Source organism: Streptomyces luteolus (assembly GCF_029968015.1).
GTDB classification, from domain to species: domain Bacteria; phylum Actinomycetota; class Actinomycetes; order Streptomycetales; family Streptomycetaceae; genus Streptomyces; species Streptomyces luteolus.
On sequence record NZ_JASCIS010000009.1, the window covers coordinates 93,376 to 110,314 of the forward strand.

Consider the following 16,939-nt stretch of genomic DNA (forward strand, 5'->3'; position numbering starts at 1 on the left):
TTCGGCGATCCGTGGATGCGGCCGTTTCCTGCTCGTGCGGCGTGGATTCTTCTCTCGCTGTCCGGCGAGCCGATTCGCGGCTATGTAGTACTCGCCGGACCAGATAAACGAGAACCAGGAGTCTGCCTGGCAGGAGGAATGCGAAGAGAAATAGCTGGGCCTGGCTGAGGCCGTCGAAGGGGCTCAACCACCTTCATTTGCAGCCATGGTCACGCGGTCAGGCGTCCGATGTCCTGGGGGTCAAGGCCGGTCAACTGGGCAATGCGCGGGGCGGGAATGCCCGCGGTCAGGGCGCGGTGCACGAGGGCTTCCCAGTCCTGGGTCGTGTCCCGGAACTCCAGCAACTCGCCCTCCATGTCGATGACCGACTGGGGCGCACACTCCTGCTGGACCCGCAGGGCCTCTTCCCCGCTCAACGGAATGGGCAGACGCTCGGCCTCGTCGGGGATGAGTGCCGCGTCTCCGGCGGGAAGGATGCGGACCTGCTGCGAGGAGTCGGATACGTCGTGGGCCTGGAGCCAACCGTGTACGGCAGGCGTTTCCGTGCACTCCAGGGCGCCGACGGCGGCCAGCGCGGCTCCGAGTCGAGGGTGCCGGTCAGGGAGCAGGAACAGGTATGCGTCATCGGCCATCGCGCGGATTCGCCTTCTCGGTCGGACAGCAGCGGCGCACCGATGTTAGCGCCCCGTCAACTCACGCTGAGAACACGACCGTTCACGAGGAGGGGCAGCGGGTGGCGGGGATCACCGGTTCCTGTGGCGGAGGTCGGACGGAACGATGCGGCTGTGGATGCGGAATCGCCGTACGGCGCTGCTTCCGGATGACGTCAGGTGCACGGTCACCGGGCCGGCGAATGAATATCCCGCTTCGGCGGCGTGCCGTCGGACCTGGACGGAGAGCTGCCGGTCCAGGTTGCTGTTTCCTTCGGTGAGCCTGCTGTGAATGGGCGGGGGGAATTCGATGACGAAGTCGTTGGGTACCAGGGTCCGTTCGCGGTTGAGGATCAATGCGTTGTCATCGCACTGGCGGAACAGTATGGCCACGACCTCGCACTCCTTCCGCCGTGGCGGCAGCAGGAAGGCCCACAGCGAGTCGGACCATCTTTCCATCGTGTGTTCGACGGCGGAAACAAGTCTCATCTCGTTCCGCTGCCCCCGTACGTGCCGGACATGCTCACCCGAAAGGGGCCGTGCCGGAACTCTCGGGTTCGGGCTCGCGGCCTCGGAGTCTCGCGGCTTCGGTCGGTGCCCGCGGTGTTGTTTCGGCCTGTCCGGGTAGCCGGGGGAGACCGAGTCCGAGAGGCAGGCTCCATGTCGTCATCCTCCGACGTTGTCGAATTGATCCTCAAGGACCAGGAGATGGCGGAAGATCTCCTGGCGCAGATGCGGCATCCACGCGTCGACCGTTCCCGCGCGCTGCAGCAGTTCGCGGAACTGCACATCGCCCATGTCCGGGCCGAACGGGGCGAGGTCTATCCCGAGCTCCACCATCACTCGGTGATCGATGACACGTTCCTCGGCCGGGGCGTCGCGGCACAGGGCGAGGTTTCCCGAGCTCTGCTCGACCTGATGGAGGCCGAAGCGCAGGCCCCCTATGCGTGGACAGCGTGCGTCGAAGTGCTCGCCACCCTCGCCGCACACGCTCACGCGGCCGAGCGCACGTTGCTCGACCGCACCCGCGAGCACGTTCGGCCCGAACACCGGGACCGACTGGGTGCCGCGTTCGCCAGATCGCGAGCGGACCACCTGAGGGACTGCTGCGGTGATCTCCGTACGGTGCACGGCATCATGCGGGACCACCTGATCCTGTCGTCAGTGGAACCGGGGCCTGCGTACGCGGGCCTACCGCCGCTCGTGACCGTCGAGCCCCCTTGGTGAACCGGCAGGGTCTACGCGACCTCGCCGATCGTCAGCTCGGAGCGTCTCGGCCCGTCGTGATGGATCGGCGTGTGCGCTCCCCTCAGCGACGCACCGGAGCCGCCGCACCGGACGGCCACGATCTCCGCCGCGATCGACAGTGCCGTCTCCTCCGGTGTCCGTGCGCCGAGGTCGAGTCCGATGGGGGAGCGCAGTCGGGCCAGTTCCCGTTCGGTGACGCCGACCTGCCGCAGCCGCTCGTCGCGTTCCAGGTGGGTGCGGCGTGAACCCATCGCGCCGATGTACGCCACGGGCAGTCTCAACGCCAGCTCCAGCAGGGGTACGTCGAACTTGGCGTCGTGGGTGAGGACGCAGAGCACCGTACGGGAGCCCAGCCGGGTCGACTGCAGGTAGCGGTGCGGCCAGTCCACGACGACCTCGTCCGCCTCGGGGAAGCGTCGCCTCGTCGCGAAGACGGCGCGGGCGTCGCACACGGTCACGTGGTGGCCGAGGAGTTTGCCGACCCTGACCAGTGCCGACGCGAAGTCGATCGCCCCGAACACGATCATGCGGGGTGGGGGGACGCTGGACTCGACGAGGAGTGTCAGCGGCTGTCCGCAGCGCGCGCCGCCCTCGCCGATGGCGACCGTCCCCGTCCGCCCGGCGTCCAACAGGGCGTGGGCCTCGCCGACTGCCGCCCGGTCCAGGTTGAAGTGGCCGCCGAGCCCGCCCTCGTACTTGCCGTCGGGGTGCACCAGAAGGGCACGGCCGAGCAGTTCGGGCGGTCCCTCGGCGACGCGGACCAGGGCCGCCGCCGCCCCTTGCGCGGCGGCGGCGCAGGCCGCGGCGAACACCGCCCGGGCGGGCGAGTCGGCCAGGACCGGCGTGACGAGTATGTCGATGACTCCGCCGCAGGTCAGCCCGGTGGCGAAGGCGTCCTCGTCGCTGTAGCCGAAGCTCTCCAGGGTGCTCTCGCCGTCGGCCAGGGCCTGTCGCACAGTTCGTAGACCGCGCCCTCCACACAGCCGCCGGACACCGAACCGAAGGCTGTGCCGTCACTGTCGACGGCGAGGGCCGCACCGGGCTGCCGGGGCGAACTTCCGTTCGTGGCCACGATCGTGGCGACGGCGAACTCACGACCCTCCCGGGCCCACCGGTCGAGCTCTTCGGCGATGGCCAGCATGGCGGTCTCCTTCGCTCAGCGGTCAAGTAATCAGGGGGTGTGGACGCGCCTCGTCACGCCGTCCGCTGGTGCCTCGCCAGCCAGACGCGGTCACGGGTCACGGGCAACTCGGTGAACCGGATGCCCGTGGCGTCGTACAAGGCGTTGGCGAAGGCGGGGGCCACCGGGTTGAAGGGGCTCTCGCTCATCGACTTGGCGCCGAGCGGGCCGGTCGAGTCGGACGTCTCCATGAAGTGGACCTCGGTGCGCGGCATGTCGGCGTACTGCGGGAGGCGGTACCGGCGGAAGGCGGCCGTCGTCACCTCGCCGCGCTCGTCGACCCGTACGGTCTCGAAGAGCGTCGCACCCAGCGCCTGGGCGACTCCGCCTTCGACCTGGCCCCGGCACTGCAAATGAGCGGAGCGGCCTGAGCGCCGAGCGCCCGCCCGAACCGGGACAGTTGCGCGATCGTGCAGGTGGCCGCGATCTCCACCGAACCGTCGGGCAGTGTCCGGACCGGCTCCCAGCCCATCCGGCTCAGATCGACAAGGCGGCGCAGCCGCGGCTGCGGCTCGGAGAAGAGGTACGTGCCGCCGCCGAGCCAGGCGTCCCCCGGCCGCCAGGGCTCGTGACGTCGTGCGTCACGCATGTCGAGCACCGTGTTCAGATCCATGTCTCCATCGCCGTCGGTCGCTGCCTGCCTCCCCAGTGAAGCCGCGCCGGAGGCCGAGAACGACTGGTCCGCCACACGGAAAATCTCCCGCCGGAGCCGCCCGTCCCTGGTGAATCAACCAAGAGGCATCCCCCTGCGACAAGCTGGCACTTACGATGCTTCGACTCGGATTCACCTGGTGAATACGAGAAGCCGGAGCACGTTCCGGTGGCCGTACAAGGAGTCAGCGCCATGCACGTCGGAGACCTCCTCCAGATCGAGGGACTCGATCTCACCCACCTCTGGGGTGGCGAGAAACTGCTCGGCCGGGCGATCAGCGGAGTGACCGCGACCGACCTGGAGGACCCCACACGATTCGTCAGGCCCGGCGAGATCGTGCTCAGCGGCCTGGTCTGGTGGAACGAGGCGGACGGCCGGGCCAGGGCCGAGCGGTTCGTCTCCGCGCTGGCACAGGCCGGAGCCACGGCACTGCTCGCCGGAGAGGAGACGCACGGCAGCGTCCCCGTCGACGTCGTCGACTACTGCCGCGCACACGGCATCCCGCTCCTGGCCGTATCCGCGCACACCACCTTCCGGGCCATCACCGAAGCCGTGTACCGGCGCCAGTGGGGCGACCTCAACCGCGGCCCCGCCGACCACTTCGCCCTGCCCGAGAACGTACGCGGCGACCTCGGCCGCCTCGTGGAACAGGACACCGGCGCCGACGAACTCCTGGGGCGTGCGCTCGCGCCGTTCGGCACACCGCCGGCCTACGTGCTCACCAGCGGCGGCCGCACGATCGCCCGCACCGCTTCGGCTCCCCGGCTTCCGGCGGCACGGGCGGTGGAGAGCCTGCGCCGCCGCACCGGGGAGACGCTGCACGTCCAGGCGGAGACCACCCCGTACGACGCCTGGCATCTCCACCTGCCCCGGTCCGGGGGAGCGCCGCCCCGAGCGCTGCATGAGATCGCGGAGGTGATCGGCCGGTACCGCCGCCATCGCCACGGCAAGGAAGCGGCCCGGCGACGGGCCGGGCAGGAGTTGATCGCGCTGATCGACCTGGGCGGCACCGACGCGGGAGCGCTCGCGAACGCCCTCGCGTCCTGCGGGCCGCTGGCCGAGGGGCCCTGGCGGGTCGTGGTCACGGCCACCGGCGGGCGGTTCACGGACAGCGGCGGGCGGTTCACGGACAGCGGTGCCGAGGAAGCGCTCCGGGAGGCACTTCAGCACCTCCCCGGCACGGTCTTCGCGGCCGGAACCACCATGGACGCCGAAGCCGTCGCCGTCGTACGCGCGCACGCGGGCGAGGACTCCCTCCGACTCGCCGAGCCCTGGCCCCTGTTGAACGGCTGCCGACCGCGGACTCCGCTGTACGCCGGGGTCAGCGGCCTCGCCGGAAAGCCCACCGGACTCCACGCCGCCCTCGCCCAGGCCCGCTACGCGATCGCGGCCGCGCGGCACAGTTCCCCGACCACCGGCCACGTGGCCACGATCGGCGAACTCTCCTCTCTGGAAGCACTCCTGGCGGGCATCCCCGACGACGTGCGAAGGGCCTTCAGCGGCACGGCTCTCGGCCCACTCGACGGCAGCGAGTCCGCCTCGCACCGAACGCTTCTGGAGACCCTGGAGGTGTTCCTCGCCCACAACTGCTCCTGGGCCCGCACCGCCGCAGCCCTGCATCTGCACGTCAACACGTCCACTACCGCATCGAACGCGTACAGGCACTCACCGGCCGCAACCTCTCCCGCCTCGACCACAAACTCGACCTGCACGCCGCCCCCTTCTGTGCCGCTGACCAGGGAGGCGGCGCCCTGGCCTGGAGTGCGCCGCGTGCCGTCGTACAGCATTGGTCAGGCAGCGAGACTCCTGGGCGTGAGTTCGGAGACCGTCCGGAGGCGGGCCGACTCCGGACGGCTGCTCATGGACCGGGAGGGGCCGGGAAACCGGGCGATCGACGGCGTGAGTCTGGCGGCGTTCGCCAAGGAACGGGGAGCGGGCGCGCACCCGTTGCCGGGAAGGTCCGCGGTCACGTCCGTACGCAACGCGTTCACCGGGATCGTGACCCGCGTGACGCTCGACGACATCGCCGCGCAGGTCGAAGTCCAGTCGGGGCCGCACCGGATCGTCTCGCTTGTGACGCGCGAGTCCGTCGAGGAACTCGGCATCCAGGTCGGCGTCACGGTCACGGCGCGGGTGAAGTCGACCAACGTCCATGTCGACACTCCCAGGTGTGCTGCCGTGCAGCGAATGCCAGACGAAGTTTCGTAGCAACCGCATACGGTTCCCAGGGGCAGTGCTCGGGTATCACTCGACGCGGCACCGATCGTCGGCCTGAAGGGGAACTGATGAGCCAGCCGAGCACGGCGCCCCTGACCACCTCGTCCCTCACCACCTCGACCCTGACCACCCCGCACCTCCCGACCCGTATCGCGTCCTTCACCGTCTGCGGGGAGGTCGCCGAGCCGACGACGCGAGCACTACTGGCCCGCTCTGGGGCGCCGGCTGCGGGTGCGCGGACCGGTCGGCGCGGAGTCGACCGAAAGCGGCGCGGCGGACGATGCAGCGGGTCGAGGAGGAGCCCGAACTGCTCGCCGATGCCTGGACGTTGTACACGGTCGCGCCGCTCTTGGCCCGCGAGGCCGGTGACCGCGTCAGGGCCTGGCAAACGAGATGTTCGGCACGGCCAGGCACGGCCAGGCACGGGCACAAGCGCATCGTCCGCTCCGGCGCCAACACCCTGGTGCCGTACCGGGAGAACCCGCCGGACCGGGTGATCGGCCCGGACGACGTCGCGTTCGTGGACCGCCGCCGTGAATTCGGTGGATTCCACGAGCAGTTGCTGGACCTGGCCTGAGAGCCCCGCCCCCAGGGCACGGTGGGGGACTCCTCGCGGATCCGTGATCAATCCGCTGATCTGGAGTTCTTGCGCTGGTTGGCGTTGAAGCGTGCCTTCTTCTGACGATTCCCGCAGGTGTTCATGTCGCACCACCGGCGGGTGCGGCTCTGGCTGGTGTCGAAGAAGGCGGCTCGGCACGTTGGTGAGGCGCACAGGGCCAGTTTTCCGTCTCGTTCGCCCGCGATGACGCTGATCGCGTCGGCGGCGATCACGCTGAGGGCATCCTCCACGGAAGCCGAGCTGAGCCGCCATTGCCGCTTGCCCTCGGGCGTCAGGATCGCCGCGGCCCGCCCCTGAGCGCTGCGGTCATTGATGACTTGGACGGCGGAAGGAGGGAGAGCGTCCCGCGTCGCCGCCGCTGTCGCGGCGGCGTGAATCGACTCCCTCAGCTCCCGAGCGAGGTCGAGCTGGGCAGCGGTGCAGGAGTCCACGGCGAGGCCGTACACCGCCAGCCAGTCGATGAGTCGCCGCGGCGTGGGAACGCGCTCCACGGCGTTGCCATGACGCTCCGACAGAGTCCCCGTGAAGCTGGTCGCCAGCACGTTGCCGAGGCGGAAGTCAGGGAAGTCGGCAGGCATGGAACCAGCTTAGCCGGTTGCGGCGCGGCTCGGCGGACTGCTAGAACCGTCTAAGCCGGTTCCGCGATGGCCAGGAGGTCTCATGCCCCGTCCAACAGCCAGCGACGTACAAGCATTTGAAGCCCACGCAACTGACGCCGACCTCGACGATCTGCGCGCGCGACTGGCCGCGGCGCGACTGCCGGAGGCCGAGACGGTCCACCGCGCCGCGCCCGGCCCTCGCCGATGGGAACAGGGCGTTCCGCTCGCCGACCTCGTCGACGTCGTGAACTACTGGCGCACCGGGTACAACTGGCGGTCGTTCGAAGAGCGCCTCAACGCGATCGGCCAGTTCCGTACGGCCATTGATGATCTGGGAATCCATTTCCTGCACCGCCGATCCGCGCGCGCGGATGCCACTCCGCTGCTCCTGACGCACGGGTGGCCGGACAGCATCGTGCGGTTCATCGACGTAGTGGACGAGCTGGCAGATCCGAAAGACGCGGACGCGCCGGCGTTCCACGTCGTGGTTCCGTCGCTGCCGGGCTTCGGTTACAGCGACAAGCCGGCCACCACCGGGTGGGGAACCGAAAAGATCGCGGCCGCTTGGGTGGAACTGATGGGAAGGCTCGGCTACGGCGAATTCGCGGCCCACGGCGGCGACTGGGGAGGCAATATCACCACGGTCCTCGGCGGCAGGTTCCCGGCGCACGTCCTCGGCATCCACTCGACGTTCGCGGAGGCGCCGCCCGGGTTGGCGACGGACGGGCTGACGGCGGTCGAGCGCGAGTGGGCCGAGGAGACCCGCGACTTCTGGCGCCACCGCGCCGCGTACGCGAAGCAGCAGGCGACCCGACCGCAGACCATCGGGTACTCGCTCGTCGACTCACCGGTCGGGCTTCTCGCCTGGATCCTCGACAAGTTCGCCGAGTGGACAGATACCGAAGACAGTCCGTTCGAGACGATTTCCATGGACAGAGTTCTTGACGACGTCACCCTGTACTGGCTGACGCGGACCGGCGCATCGGCGGCCCGCATTTACTACGAGAGCCACAACTCTCTGGACCGCGAACTTCGGGTCGATGTGCCGTCGGCCCTCACCATGTATCCCCGCGACGTGGAGAAGTGTCCGCGCCCCTGGGCGCAGGAGCGGTACCGGCAGATCGTCCGATGGAGGACACCCGAAAGCGGGGGACATTTCCCGTCGCTGGAGGTTCCCGAGTATTTCGTCAAGGACCTGCAAGAAGGCCTCGCGGCAGTGCTGGCCGCCCGTCGGTGAAGCGGTAGTGCTGGCCGCCCCTCGGTGAAGCCGTAGTGCCAGCCCCCCGTCGGTGAAAGCGGCTCGGTGAAGCCCGGGCCCGTCCGGAGAACCTCGTCCGCCCGCCCCCGCGTCTCACCTGGACGGATCAGGAACGGACAGAAGGCTCACCCATGAAGCGCACCACCCCGCACGACCACACCGCGCCACAGACAGGCGCAGGCACGCCGGGCGCGAGCCCGCAACACGGTGTCGCCGCGACGGTGTTGGTCGCCCTGCGGTGGAAACGAGGCGCCGTGGTGGGTGCGACGGCACGGGTCGTCGGGCTGGCCGGACTCGTCGGGCTGGTACTGACGGGTGCGATATTCGCGCTCGCCTGGCCCCTCTTCACGCACATGCGGAACGAACGCATCAGGTACCAGCGGCTGGAGGACCCGTACCTGCACGACCACACCGACCTCGCTCTGGTCGCCCTGTACACCCTCCCGCTCTTCCTCCTTCTCCTCGGCGTCGGCAGCGCGGCCCTGCAGAACGTGTGCTCCCGAGCGGTCGCGGCGGCCAACGGCGCCGACACGACCGCGGAGGAGGAGCGGCCGCGAGCCGGGGGCCGCGCGCGGTGGCGACCGGTGCTCGCCGTGAACGCGTTGCGCGGGCTGGTCGTATGGCCCCTGCCGTTGCTCGTCCATGCTGTGGCGGACAGTCTCACCGGCTACCACCTCGACACCCCGCAACCCCTGGAACGCGGATCCTGGCCGCACACACTCGTCACCGCGTCTCCCGCGGTGGCCGTGTGCGTCGCCCTGCTGCTGCGCCTCGGACTCGCCCTCGCCCCGGCCGCCGCGGCAGCCGGCCTCGGCCCGCGCGCGGCCCTGCGCCGATCCTGGTCGCTGACGTGGACGCGCGGCGGAGTGCCCCGCGTCCTCGCCCTGGCGCTGCCGCTGGCCGCGCTCACCGCCGGGGTGCTCCGGCTGGCGGTGCAACTCGCCCTCCCGCTGCGCCCGGTCGTACGGGACCTCGTCGAGCAGGTCACGGGCAACTTCTTCGCCGCCTACTACGCCGGCATCCTCGCCCCGTGATCGTCGGCATCCTGGTCTCCGCAGCGCTGACCCTCCCGTTGACGTACACGGCCCTCGCGGCGCTTCACGAGCACCGGCGGTCGGCGCGGATCCCTTCCCGGCCCGCAGGGAAGAAGGCGGACTCCGGCTCCTGACACAACAGGGCCGAGGGAACGGCCCGTTCGGCGAGAGCTGGGCGACCGGCCGCACCACGTCCTTGCCACGCACCACGGCGACCCAGCGCGCGAAGCTGGACTCGGACGACAGGTCCGGCTCCTCCAGCCGTTCCAGGAGCAGCCGGAGCAGCGTCGTGATCTCCACGGCCGCCGACGTTCCGGACAGCGCGGACGTGGTGCCGTACCGGAAGAGGTGGGCGCGCAGGACCGTGCCCGCGACGGCGGACGGCCGCGAGGACGCCGAGTCCGTCCCGCACGGCCGGCTCGCCGCAGCCGCCGCCCTACAGCGTCGGCCCGCAGCTCGGCCAGGTCCGCGCGGGCGCGACGGCCGGCTGGACCGGCGCCCGTCCTGCCGGCTGGACCGGCGGCCTTGCCTGCGTCGTCTCGGTCGGCCAGCTCGCCGCCGCCTTGCCCGGACTCCTGGCCTACGACGCCCGTACGGACGAGGACGCCCTCCGTCGCGCCGCCGCGGCCGAGGCGGCGGACACGAGCCCCGCGGTTCGGTGAAGTAGCCGCACAGAGGGGCACAACCATTGCGATGTGTTGTGGGTCATACCAAGTACGAGCAGACCACTCCAACCGTCATATGGGGGGAAATATGCGATTCAACCGATCTGCCCTGACTGTCGCGGCCTTGTCGGCCCTGGCGATGGGAGGTGCGACCGCCCTGGCGACTCCCGCCTCCGCCGCGCCCAACACCACTCCGCAGAAGGTCTGCGGCAGCGGCTACAAGACCGTCAACTCGGCGCCGATCGGCTCCCGGGGCACCGTCTACCTGACGTACAACGCGAGCAACGGCAAGAACTGCGTCGTCACCATCCGCAGCAACCCCGGTACCAAGATGGACATGTCGTCCTGGATCTACATCCCCGACACGGGCGAGGGCGGCGACGACTACGGCGCCTACACCTCGTACGCCGGTCCCGTCTACGCCTACGGCAAGGCCCACTGTGTCGACTGGGGCGGCAGCATCGGCAACGTGTACGTCCAGGTGACCGGCTCCAATTGCGCCGCGCTCAAGGAACACCGGGTCACCACGGTCCGCTGACCACGACAACTCGGCCGTCCCCCGGGCCCGTTCTGACGCACCTCACGCGGTGCGCCAGGGCGGGCCCGCGGGCGTCGACCACCGAACTACCCGCCCCCGTAGTCCCCGAGCCCCCGCTCCGCCCGCCACCCCTGGGCCTCGGCCCTGGTCACGTCCAGGACGACCGGGTGGGCCAACTGCCGCACCGCGTAACGGGTGAGGACCGGCTTGCCGCGGGGGCGCAGGCGCGCCAGGGCCTGAGCCGCCCGGGCCGCCGTCTCCGCGACCGGCAGCGGAAGATGGCGGATCCGGGCACGCGTGCCGTGGGCGCGCAGGACGGTGCGGATGGCCGTGTCACGGTCGTACGGGGTGGGGTCGGCGATGTTGTACGCGCCCGGGGGCCAGTGCGCGGCGGTGAGGCAGGCCCGCGTGAGGTTCTCGACGGCCGTCAGGCTCAGGCGGGAGCTGGGCCCCGGCAGGACGAGCTGCCCGCGCCGGACCCGGGACAGCAGCCGTGGGACCAGATGCGGGTCCCCGGGACCGTAGACCGCACGCGGTCGCAGCACCACGGCCCCGGCGGCGAGGGCCAGTCGCTCCCCGGCCGCCTTGGTGCGGCCGTACGCGTTGAGGTGCCCGCGCACGGGATGGTCCTCGGTGATCGGGAGGCCGCCCGGAGCGGGCGCGTAGACGCTGGCGCTGCTCACCCACACCACCGGACGGCCCGCCGCCGCGTCGAGCAGCCGTGCCGTGCCGTCGACGTTGACGGCGCGCATCGCGGCCTCGGCGGGGGAGCCGGGCACCGGGTCGCCGACGGCCGCCGCGCAGTGCACGACGAGATCGGCACCGGACAGGTCAGGCACCTCCCGCGCGGCGTCCCAGGGGACGTGCCGTCCGACGGGGCCCGGTCTCCGTCCCAGGCACAGGACTTGGGCGCCTTGGGCGGCGGCGGTCCTCGCGATGTGCGAGCCGCAGAAGCCGCCGGCTCCGGTGACGGCGATGGTGGTCATGGACGCTCCGGGGAGAAGGGTCGGCTCGTCGCTCGGCTCGTCGCTCGGCTCGTCGCTCGGATCGTGAGGGAGCGCCAGCCGGGGAGGGCCGCGCCGCGGTCGACTCGGGCGCGCAGGACCGTGGGGCGGTGGGGTGCGAGCGCGGCGAGTGTGTCGGCGAGCTGGGCGCGGGCGAGGCGCGCGCCGGGGCAGGCGTGCGCGCCCGCGCCGAAGACGAGTCGGGCCTCGGCGGGCGGTGCCGGGTGGTGCGCGTCCGGCGGGTCGCTGTGGGCGCGTACCGCGTGCCGTGCCACCAGGAGCAGCCGGTCCCCGGCCCGCACCGGGCAGCCGCCCAGCTCCGCGTCGGCCGCCGCCACCCGCGGCAGCAGCGGCGAAGGGGCGGTCACGCGCAGCAGTTCGCCGACGAGAGCCGGTCGCAGCCGGTCGTCGGCGGCCTGTTCCCAGAGCCGGGCGTCGGCGCACCAGGCGGCGGCGCGCGGCAGTGCCGCGACGGTGGTGTTGACCGCGGCGACCGCCAGCATCGCCCGCAGCGCGGACTCCGTGCCGTCACCGGGCAGGTCCGCCGCCAGCAGCGCCTCAAGACGCGCGGCCGCCGCGACCGCCGCACGCGCGGTGCCGGGCGGCCTGGGCCCGGGCAGATGGTCGCGTACGGCGGTGGCCGCCGCGTGGGCGGCCGCCTCGGCGATGTCCTCCGGGGCGGCCGTGGACCCGAGCAGCGCTTGGACGGTCGCGCCTGCCAACTCGCGGGCGACAAGGACGAGTTCGACCGATTGTCCGGCGGCCAGCGGGGCCAGGCGGCGGGTCAGGACCTCCTGCCACACCGGCCGCAGCCGCCCAACCCCGGCCGCGCCGAGGTCCTCGGCGACCGCACGCCGGGTGCCCCGGTGACCGGCGCCCTCCTGGTCGAACAGCGTTCCACCGGCCGACAGTTCACGCGCGGCGCCGCCCGTCGTACCGGCCGCCGTGCGGTCCAGCGGCACCCGGGTCAGGGCCTGCCGGTACGGGGCGGAGCCATGCACGAGGACGGCGCGCCCGACACGGGCCACCGGCCTGCGGCGGGTCGCGGCGAGGAGCCCGAACAGCACGGGGTGGGAGCGGGTGTACACCCGCCGGTCACGGCGCCGGGCCGCCCGCACTCCATCCTGCGAAGCGGTGTTCATCGGACGTGCACCTCCTTCGGGTCGGCGGGACGGTAACGCCGTTCCCAGCACCACAGCAGCGTCCGGCGCGCACCCCAGGCCCGCAGTCGGCGCAGGCTGGCGTACACGACCATGCGCTCGGCGTGGGCGATCCGGTCGGAGTGCTCACGGGCCCTGTTGAGGAGCACGACGTCCTCCGGCGGCCCCTCCAGCGGGGTGCGCGGCGTGCCGCCGCAACGCAGGTACAACTCGGGGGTGACGGCGATGTTGTGGCCGTGGCACAGCACGTACGGGGCGCGGTAGCGCGGGTGATGGTGGGCGCTGCGGTACCGCCCGTACAGCGCGGTCGCCCGCACCACCCCCGGCAGCAGATACCGCTCCGCGAGCGAGGGCCGCTCGTCGCGGCGCGGAACGCTGCGGCCGCAGGCCAGCTCCGTGCCGCGGCCGAACTCCGCGCGCGCCGCCGCGATCCAGTCGGCGGCGGGCAGGCAGTCGGCGTCCGTGCGGACGAGGAGCGCGGCGCCCTGGGCGATCGCGTACCGGAACCCCGTGTCGACGGCGGCGCCGGTTCCCCGCTCCTTCTCCTGGAGGACGTGCACCGGGAAGGGCGCGGTAGTGCTCGCGAAGCGGCGTACGAGCGCGGCGGTCGCATCGGTGGAGGCGTTGTCGACGACGGCCAGGGCGAAGTCGGTGTCCGTCTGGGAGGCGAGTGCGGTGAGGGTGGCGGCGATGCCGGACTCCTCGTTGTACGCGGGCACCACCACCCACAAAGCCCCTCTCCGCGCGCTCACCCTCGGCTCCCGTCGCTCCGGCGCACCGCGGCCAGGCGCACCGCGGCCAGGCGGGCGGTGGCGGCGCGGTCCGGCTTCAGCGAGCGGCCCGCCAGCGGGATGTCGGCGAGGAGCACCGCGTCCGGCCGGGCGGCGCCCATCCGCTCCAACGGCCCGGCCAGCGCGGCGCGCAGCGCGTCACGGTCGGCTCCGCGGCTCGGCTGTACGACGGCGACCAGGTGTTCGTCGCCGTCCCCGGCCGGTACGCCGACGAGTACGGCGAGTTCGACGCCGGGTACGTGCAACGCCGGTTCGTACAGGCCCGGGTAGATGTTCTCCGCCTCGCGCAGCACCATGTCCTTGAGCCGCCCTTCGAGGACGATCCGGCCGTACGCGTCGAGGTGGGCGCGGTCCCCGGTGGCGACCCACGGGTCCGGCTCCCGGCCGAGGCAGCGGTGGCGGGCGGCCGGGCCGGACAGCAGCAGTTCGCCCGTGGCGTCCGTCTTGGCCGCGACCCCCGGCAGGGGCGTACCGGCCAGGTCTCCGGCCCCGGTGAAGGAGGCCTTCTCGGCCTGCTCGACGGCCGCGGCGGGGAACAGTTCCGTCAGCGCGTAGACGCCCCAGGCCTCGTCGGCGCCCGCCTGCTTGACGCGGGTCAGCAGGTCGGCGCTCGCGGGGGCCGAGCCGGTCCACACCCGGCCCGTGAACCGGCCGCCCGCAGCGAGCAGGCGACGCAGCTGCGGGGGCGTCAAGTAGGTTGCCTGCGGGGCCAGTTGACGCATCTGCCGGGCCAGGACGCGTGGCGGCCGTGCGGGCAGCGCGACCGGCGCCCCGCTCACGAGCGACGGCAGGAGGACGAAGAACGTGCCGCCGAGCACGGGCCGTCCGGCCTCCGGGGCGACCAGCTCGGCGACGGTGGCCATCCCGGCCGCGAGTGAGGACCGCGTGTGCACCACCGCGCGGGGACTCGACGTGGTGCCCGAGGTGAACACGATGACCGCGTCGCCGTCCTCGTCCACCGGCCGGGGCAGTGCCGTCGTCCGCGCACCGGAGTCCAGGGCGGGCGCGCAGCCCGGCAGCCGCGGGCCGACCGTGACGACCGGGCCGAGCTCGGCCAGGTCCGGCAGGGCGAGGCGGGCCCGGCGCGCGAGCGGCCGGGCCAAGCCCGCGACCGCCTGCGCGGTGGCGTCGGCGAGTACGACATCGGGGCGCGCCAGGGCGAGCCGGGCGCGCAGCACGTCGGGACCGGCCCCGGGGTCGAGTACCGCGGCCCGCGCGCCGAGGCGGTGCACGGCGAGCATCACGGCCAGGGCGCGCGGCCCTGGCCGTACGGCGACGCCGACGGTGCTGCCCCTTCCGATGCCCCGCGCGTGCAGGGCCGCGGTATGGCGGTCGGCGAGGTCGGCCAGGTCCGCGTGGGTGGCCTTGACGCGGACGGCGCCGGTGCGGGTGGCGCCGAGTACGGCGGGCCGGTCCGGGTGCGCGCGCAGGGTGTGGGCGAGGGTGTCGAGCATCAGCGCGGGTCCTCCCCGTGATGGCCCGGGCCCTTGTCGAGGTACCAGCGGGCGGTGCCGACGACGCCGTACGCGCGTAGCCGCCGGGTCGAGTTCTCCACGACCATGTCGCGGGCCCGGACGATGGCCGTGGTGTGCCGGCGTACCCGGTTCAGGAACAGCCGGTCGGTGGGCGAGGGGCGGCGCGGCATGCCGCCGACGGCGTCGTACAGGTCGGCGGTGATGGCCATGTTGTTGCCGGCGTGCATCCGGTACGGCGCGAGGTAGCCGTGGCGGTGGTGGTGGGCGGGGCGGACGCGGCCGAAGAACGCGGCGACGCGGACCAGGGCGCGGAAGACGGCCCGCCCGAGCGGCCCGTGCTCGTCGCGCCGCGCGTCGATGCGTCCGCACACCAGACCCGCACCCCGCGCCAGCGCGCCCCGGGCCCCTGCCGTCCAGCCGGGGCGCGGCAGGCAGTCGGCGTCGGTACGGGCGAGCAGCACCGCACCCCGGTCGATCGCGAACCGGAACCCGGTGTCGACCGCACAGCCCACGCCTTTCTCCGGCTCGCTCAGGACGTGCACCGGGAAGGGCGCCCGCCGGGCGAAGGCGTGCGCGACAGCGGCCGTCGCGTCGGTCGAGGCGTTGTCCACGACCACGAGCGTGAAGTCCCGGTCCCGCTGGGCGGCGAGCGCCTCAAGCGTGGCGCCGATCCGCGCGGCCTCCTGGTGTGCGGGCACCACGACCCAGAGGGGAGCGCTCATGCCTTCTCCCAGACCATCGTCATGATGCTCACGCCGCCGCCCAGGCCGACGAACAACACCCGGTCGCCGGACCGCAGTCGGTCGTGCACCCGGTCCAGCTGCACGCCGAGCGTGGCGCTCGCCATGTTGCCGAGCCCGGGCACGGTGACGACGAGCCGGTCCCGGGGCACACCCGTGAGTTCCACGAACCGCTCCAGGTACGGAACGGTGACCTGGTGCACCAGGATGTGCCGGAAGTCGCCCCACTCCAGGCCGGTGCGGCGGCGCATCCGGTCGAGCACGGACGTGCCGACCTTCTCGAACACCTCGCGCAACTCGCTCCCGTCCCCACGGAAGTACGTGTGCTCGTCGCCCCGCGGATGCCGCGAACCGCCGCCGAAGATCCCGCCGACCGCCCAGTGCCCGGAGTGCGTCTCGGTGTCCACGTCGACGATGCCGCCCCGCTCCACCGCCTCCAGGACCACGGCCGCGCCCGCGTCACCGAAGGTGTACCCGGCGAACCCGTCGCGGAGTTGGCCCGCGTCGGCCGGCCGGTGCCGCACGGCCCGGCTCGGGGTCTCGCCGGTGACGACGAGGGCACGGCGGGCCCGGCCGGCGAGGATCAACGCCCGTGCCGTGTCGATGGCGTTGACGAAGCTGTTGCACGCGTTCGTGACGTCGAGCGCATAAGCCCGGGAGCCAAGGTCGGCCTGGACGATGTGCGCCGTCGCCGGCTCCACCACGTCCCGCGTCGCGGAGCCGAACACCAACAGGTCGATGTCGTACGGGTCGAGCCCGGCCCGGCCAAGGGCCGTACGTCCGGCGCGTACCGCGAGCGTCGAGGCGTACTCGCCGTCCGCCGCCGCACGGCGGGAGACGATGCCGGTCGCCCGCTCGAACGTCCGGTCCGGCAGCCGGAGCCCGGCGGCCGCGGTGACCCGCTCCTGGAGGTCGTACGAGCTCACCTCGGCCCGAGGCAGACAGGAGGCCACCGCGGTGATGCCGACGCGGACCTCCGGGGCGCGGGCAACGTGGTCTATATGCATGGAGGGACGCTAAGAGGGCCCTCGGGCGTCCCGCCTGAGCACGCGTACTCAATCCGCCCTGGGTAGGTGGCCCGAAGCGCGGGCATCGCTCGACTTCCCTTG

General features: G+C 72.3%; 17 protein-coding genes and 5 pseudogenes. 9 read left to right on the forward strand and 13 right to left on the reverse strand.

Annotated elements, in window-relative coordinates:
* Positions 1–209 precede the first annotated feature (209 nt).
* The 3 genes from QIT00_RS11185 to QIT00_RS11195 form a co-directional block, all read right to left on the reverse strand.
* Entirely contained in the window at positions 210–632 is a 423-nt protein-coding gene (locus tag QIT00_RS11185; protein WP_282535028.1) for a DUF6003 family protein, read from the reverse strand.
* A 111-nt stretch (positions 633–743) separates the two neighbouring features.
* Positions 744–1,139 (reverse strand): FhaA domain-containing protein, encoded by a 396-nt coding sequence (locus QIT00_RS11190; RefSeq protein WP_282535029.1) that lies wholly within the window; start codon positions 1,137–1,139, stop codon positions 744–746.
* A 177-nt stretch (positions 1,140–1,316) separates the two neighbouring features.
* Positions 1,317–1,490 carry a hypothetical protein gene (locus tag QIT00_RS11195; RefSeq protein ID WP_282535030.1) on the reverse strand — a complete coding sequence of 58 codons (174 nt, stop codon included), beginning with the start codon at positions 1,488–1,490 and terminating at the stop codon, positions 1,317–1,319.
* Positions 1,491–1,496: 6 nt separating this feature from the next.
* Between QIT00_RS11195 and QIT00_RS11200 the strand changes: the two genes are divergently transcribed.
* Complete coding sequence (locus QIT00_RS11200; protein WP_282535031.1) at positions 1,497–1,877, forward strand: hypothetical protein; 381 nt, start codon at positions 1,497–1,499, stop codon at positions 1,875–1,877.
* 11 nt (positions 1,878–1,888) lie between these two features.
* Here QIT00_RS11200 and QIT00_RS11205 read toward each other — a convergent pair.
* The 3 pseudogenes from QIT00_RS11205 to QIT00_RS11215 form a co-directional block, all read right to left on the reverse strand.
* Positions 1,889–3,039 (reverse strand): annotated as a pseudogene (locus QIT00_RS11205) (XdhC family protein).
* 53 nt (positions 3,040–3,092) lie between these two features.
* Positions 3,093–3,431 (reverse strand): annotated as a pseudogene (locus QIT00_RS11210) (molybdopterin cofactor-binding domain-containing protein); the annotation flags it as partial.
* Between the two features lie 2 nt (positions 3,432–3,433).
* Positions 3,434–3,691 (reverse strand): annotated as a pseudogene (locus tag QIT00_RS11215) (FAD binding domain-containing protein); the annotation flags it as partial.
* A 231-nt stretch (positions 3,692–3,922) separates the two neighbouring features.
* On the opposite strand from QIT00_RS11215, the pseudogene QIT00_RS11220 reads away from it, so the two are divergent.
* The 3 genes and pseudogenes from QIT00_RS11220 to QIT00_RS11230 form a co-directional block, all read left to right on the forward strand.
* Positions 3,923–5,326 (forward strand): annotated as a pseudogene (locus QIT00_RS11220) (PucR family transcriptional regulator ligand-binding domain-containing protein); the annotation flags it as partial.
* A gap of 174 nt (positions 5,327–5,500) precedes the next feature.
* Positions 5,501–5,938 (forward strand): TOBE domain-containing protein, encoded by a 438-nt coding sequence (locus QIT00_RS11225; RefSeq protein ID WP_282535032.1) that lies wholly within the window; start codon positions 5,501–5,503, stop codon positions 5,936–5,938.
* Positions 5,939–6,227: 289 nt separating this feature from the next.
* Positions 6,228–6,524: a hypothetical protein gene (locus QIT00_RS11230; protein ID WP_408909753.1), complete on the forward strand. Its 297-nt coding sequence runs from the start codon at positions 6,228–6,230 to the stop codon at positions 6,522–6,524.
* Positions 6,525–6,571: 47 nt separating this feature from the next.
* Here the strand turns inward: QIT00_RS11230 and QIT00_RS11235 are convergent, their stop codons facing one another.
* Complete coding sequence (locus tag QIT00_RS11235) at positions 6,572–7,144, reverse strand: CGNR zinc finger domain-containing protein (protein WP_282535033.1); 573 nt, start codon at positions 7,142–7,144, stop codon at positions 6,572–6,574.
* A gap of 82 nt (positions 7,145–7,226) precedes the next feature.
* On the opposite strand from QIT00_RS11235, the gene QIT00_RS11240 reads away from it, so the two are divergent.
* From QIT00_RS11240 to QIT00_RS11265, 5 genes and pseudogenes are all read left to right on the forward strand, one after another.
* Positions 7,227–8,402, forward strand: a complete 1,176-nt coding sequence (locus QIT00_RS11240; RefSeq protein WP_282535034.1) for an epoxide hydrolase family protein — start codon at positions 7,227–7,229, stop codon at positions 8,400–8,402.
* Between the two features lie 152 nt (positions 8,403–8,554).
* Positions 8,555–9,457: a hypothetical protein gene (locus QIT00_RS11245; RefSeq protein ID WP_282535035.1), complete on the forward strand. Its 903-nt coding sequence runs from the start codon at positions 8,555–8,557 to the stop codon at positions 9,455–9,457.
* Positions 9,454–9,591, forward strand: coding sequence for a hypothetical protein (locus tag QIT00_RS11250; protein WP_282535036.1), 138 nt, complete (start codon positions 9,454–9,456; stop codon positions 9,589–9,591). The genes QIT00_RS11245 and QIT00_RS11250 overlap by 4 nt, the downstream gene beginning before the upstream one ends.
* A gap of 303 nt (positions 9,592–9,894) precedes the next feature.
* A pseudogene (locus tag QIT00_RS11260) lies at positions 9,895–10,119 on the forward strand (MFS transporter); the annotation flags it as partial.
* A 91-nt stretch (positions 10,120–10,210) separates the two neighbouring features.
* Complete coding sequence (locus QIT00_RS11265; RefSeq protein WP_282535037.1) at positions 10,211–10,660, forward strand: spore-associated protein; 450 nt, start codon at positions 10,211–10,213, stop codon at positions 10,658–10,660.
* A gap of 86 nt (positions 10,661–10,746) precedes the next feature.
* Here the strand turns inward: QIT00_RS11265 and QIT00_RS11270 are convergent, their stop codons facing one another.
* Genes QIT00_RS11270 through QIT00_RS11295 form a run of 6 tightly spaced genes read right to left on the reverse strand, consistent with a single transcriptional unit; the run spans position 10,747 to position 16,837 of the window.
* Positions 10,747–11,646: an NAD-dependent epimerase/dehydratase family protein gene (locus QIT00_RS11270; RefSeq protein ID WP_282535038.1), complete on the reverse strand. Its 900-nt coding sequence runs from the start codon at positions 11,644–11,646 to the stop codon at positions 10,747–10,749.
* Positions 11,643–12,806 carry a cytochrome P450 gene (locus QIT00_RS11275; RefSeq protein ID WP_282535039.1) on the reverse strand — a complete coding sequence of 388 codons (1,164 nt, stop codon included), beginning with the start codon at positions 12,804–12,806 and terminating at the stop codon, positions 11,643–11,645. The genes QIT00_RS11270 and QIT00_RS11275 overlap by 4 nt, the downstream gene beginning before the upstream one ends.
* Positions 12,803–13,576, reverse strand: a complete 774-nt coding sequence (locus QIT00_RS11280) for a glycosyltransferase family 2 protein (RefSeq protein WP_282535040.1) — start codon at positions 13,574–13,576, stop codon at positions 12,803–12,805. Before QIT00_RS11280 ends, QIT00_RS11275 begins: the two co-directional genes overlap by 4 nt.
* The gene (locus tag QIT00_RS11285) at positions 13,573–15,069 is read right to left on the reverse strand and encodes a class I adenylate-forming enzyme family protein (RefSeq protein ID WP_282535041.1); all 1,497 of its coding nucleotides are present in this window, start codon (positions 15,067–15,069) and stop codon (positions 13,573–13,575) included. The genes QIT00_RS11280 and QIT00_RS11285 overlap by 4 nt, the downstream gene beginning before the upstream one ends.
* Entirely contained in the window at positions 15,069–15,812 is a 744-nt protein-coding gene (locus tag QIT00_RS11290; RefSeq protein WP_282535042.1) for a glycosyltransferase family 2 protein, read from the reverse strand. The genes QIT00_RS11285 and QIT00_RS11290 overlap by 1 nt, the downstream gene beginning before the upstream one ends.
* A complete protein-coding gene (locus QIT00_RS11295) occupies positions 15,809–16,837 on the reverse strand; it encodes a 3-oxoacyl-ACP synthase III family protein (RefSeq protein WP_282535043.1) in 1,029 nt (342 codons plus the stop codon). Before QIT00_RS11295 ends, QIT00_RS11290 begins: the two co-directional genes overlap by 4 nt.
* Positions 16,838–16,939: the final 102 nt, after the last annotated feature.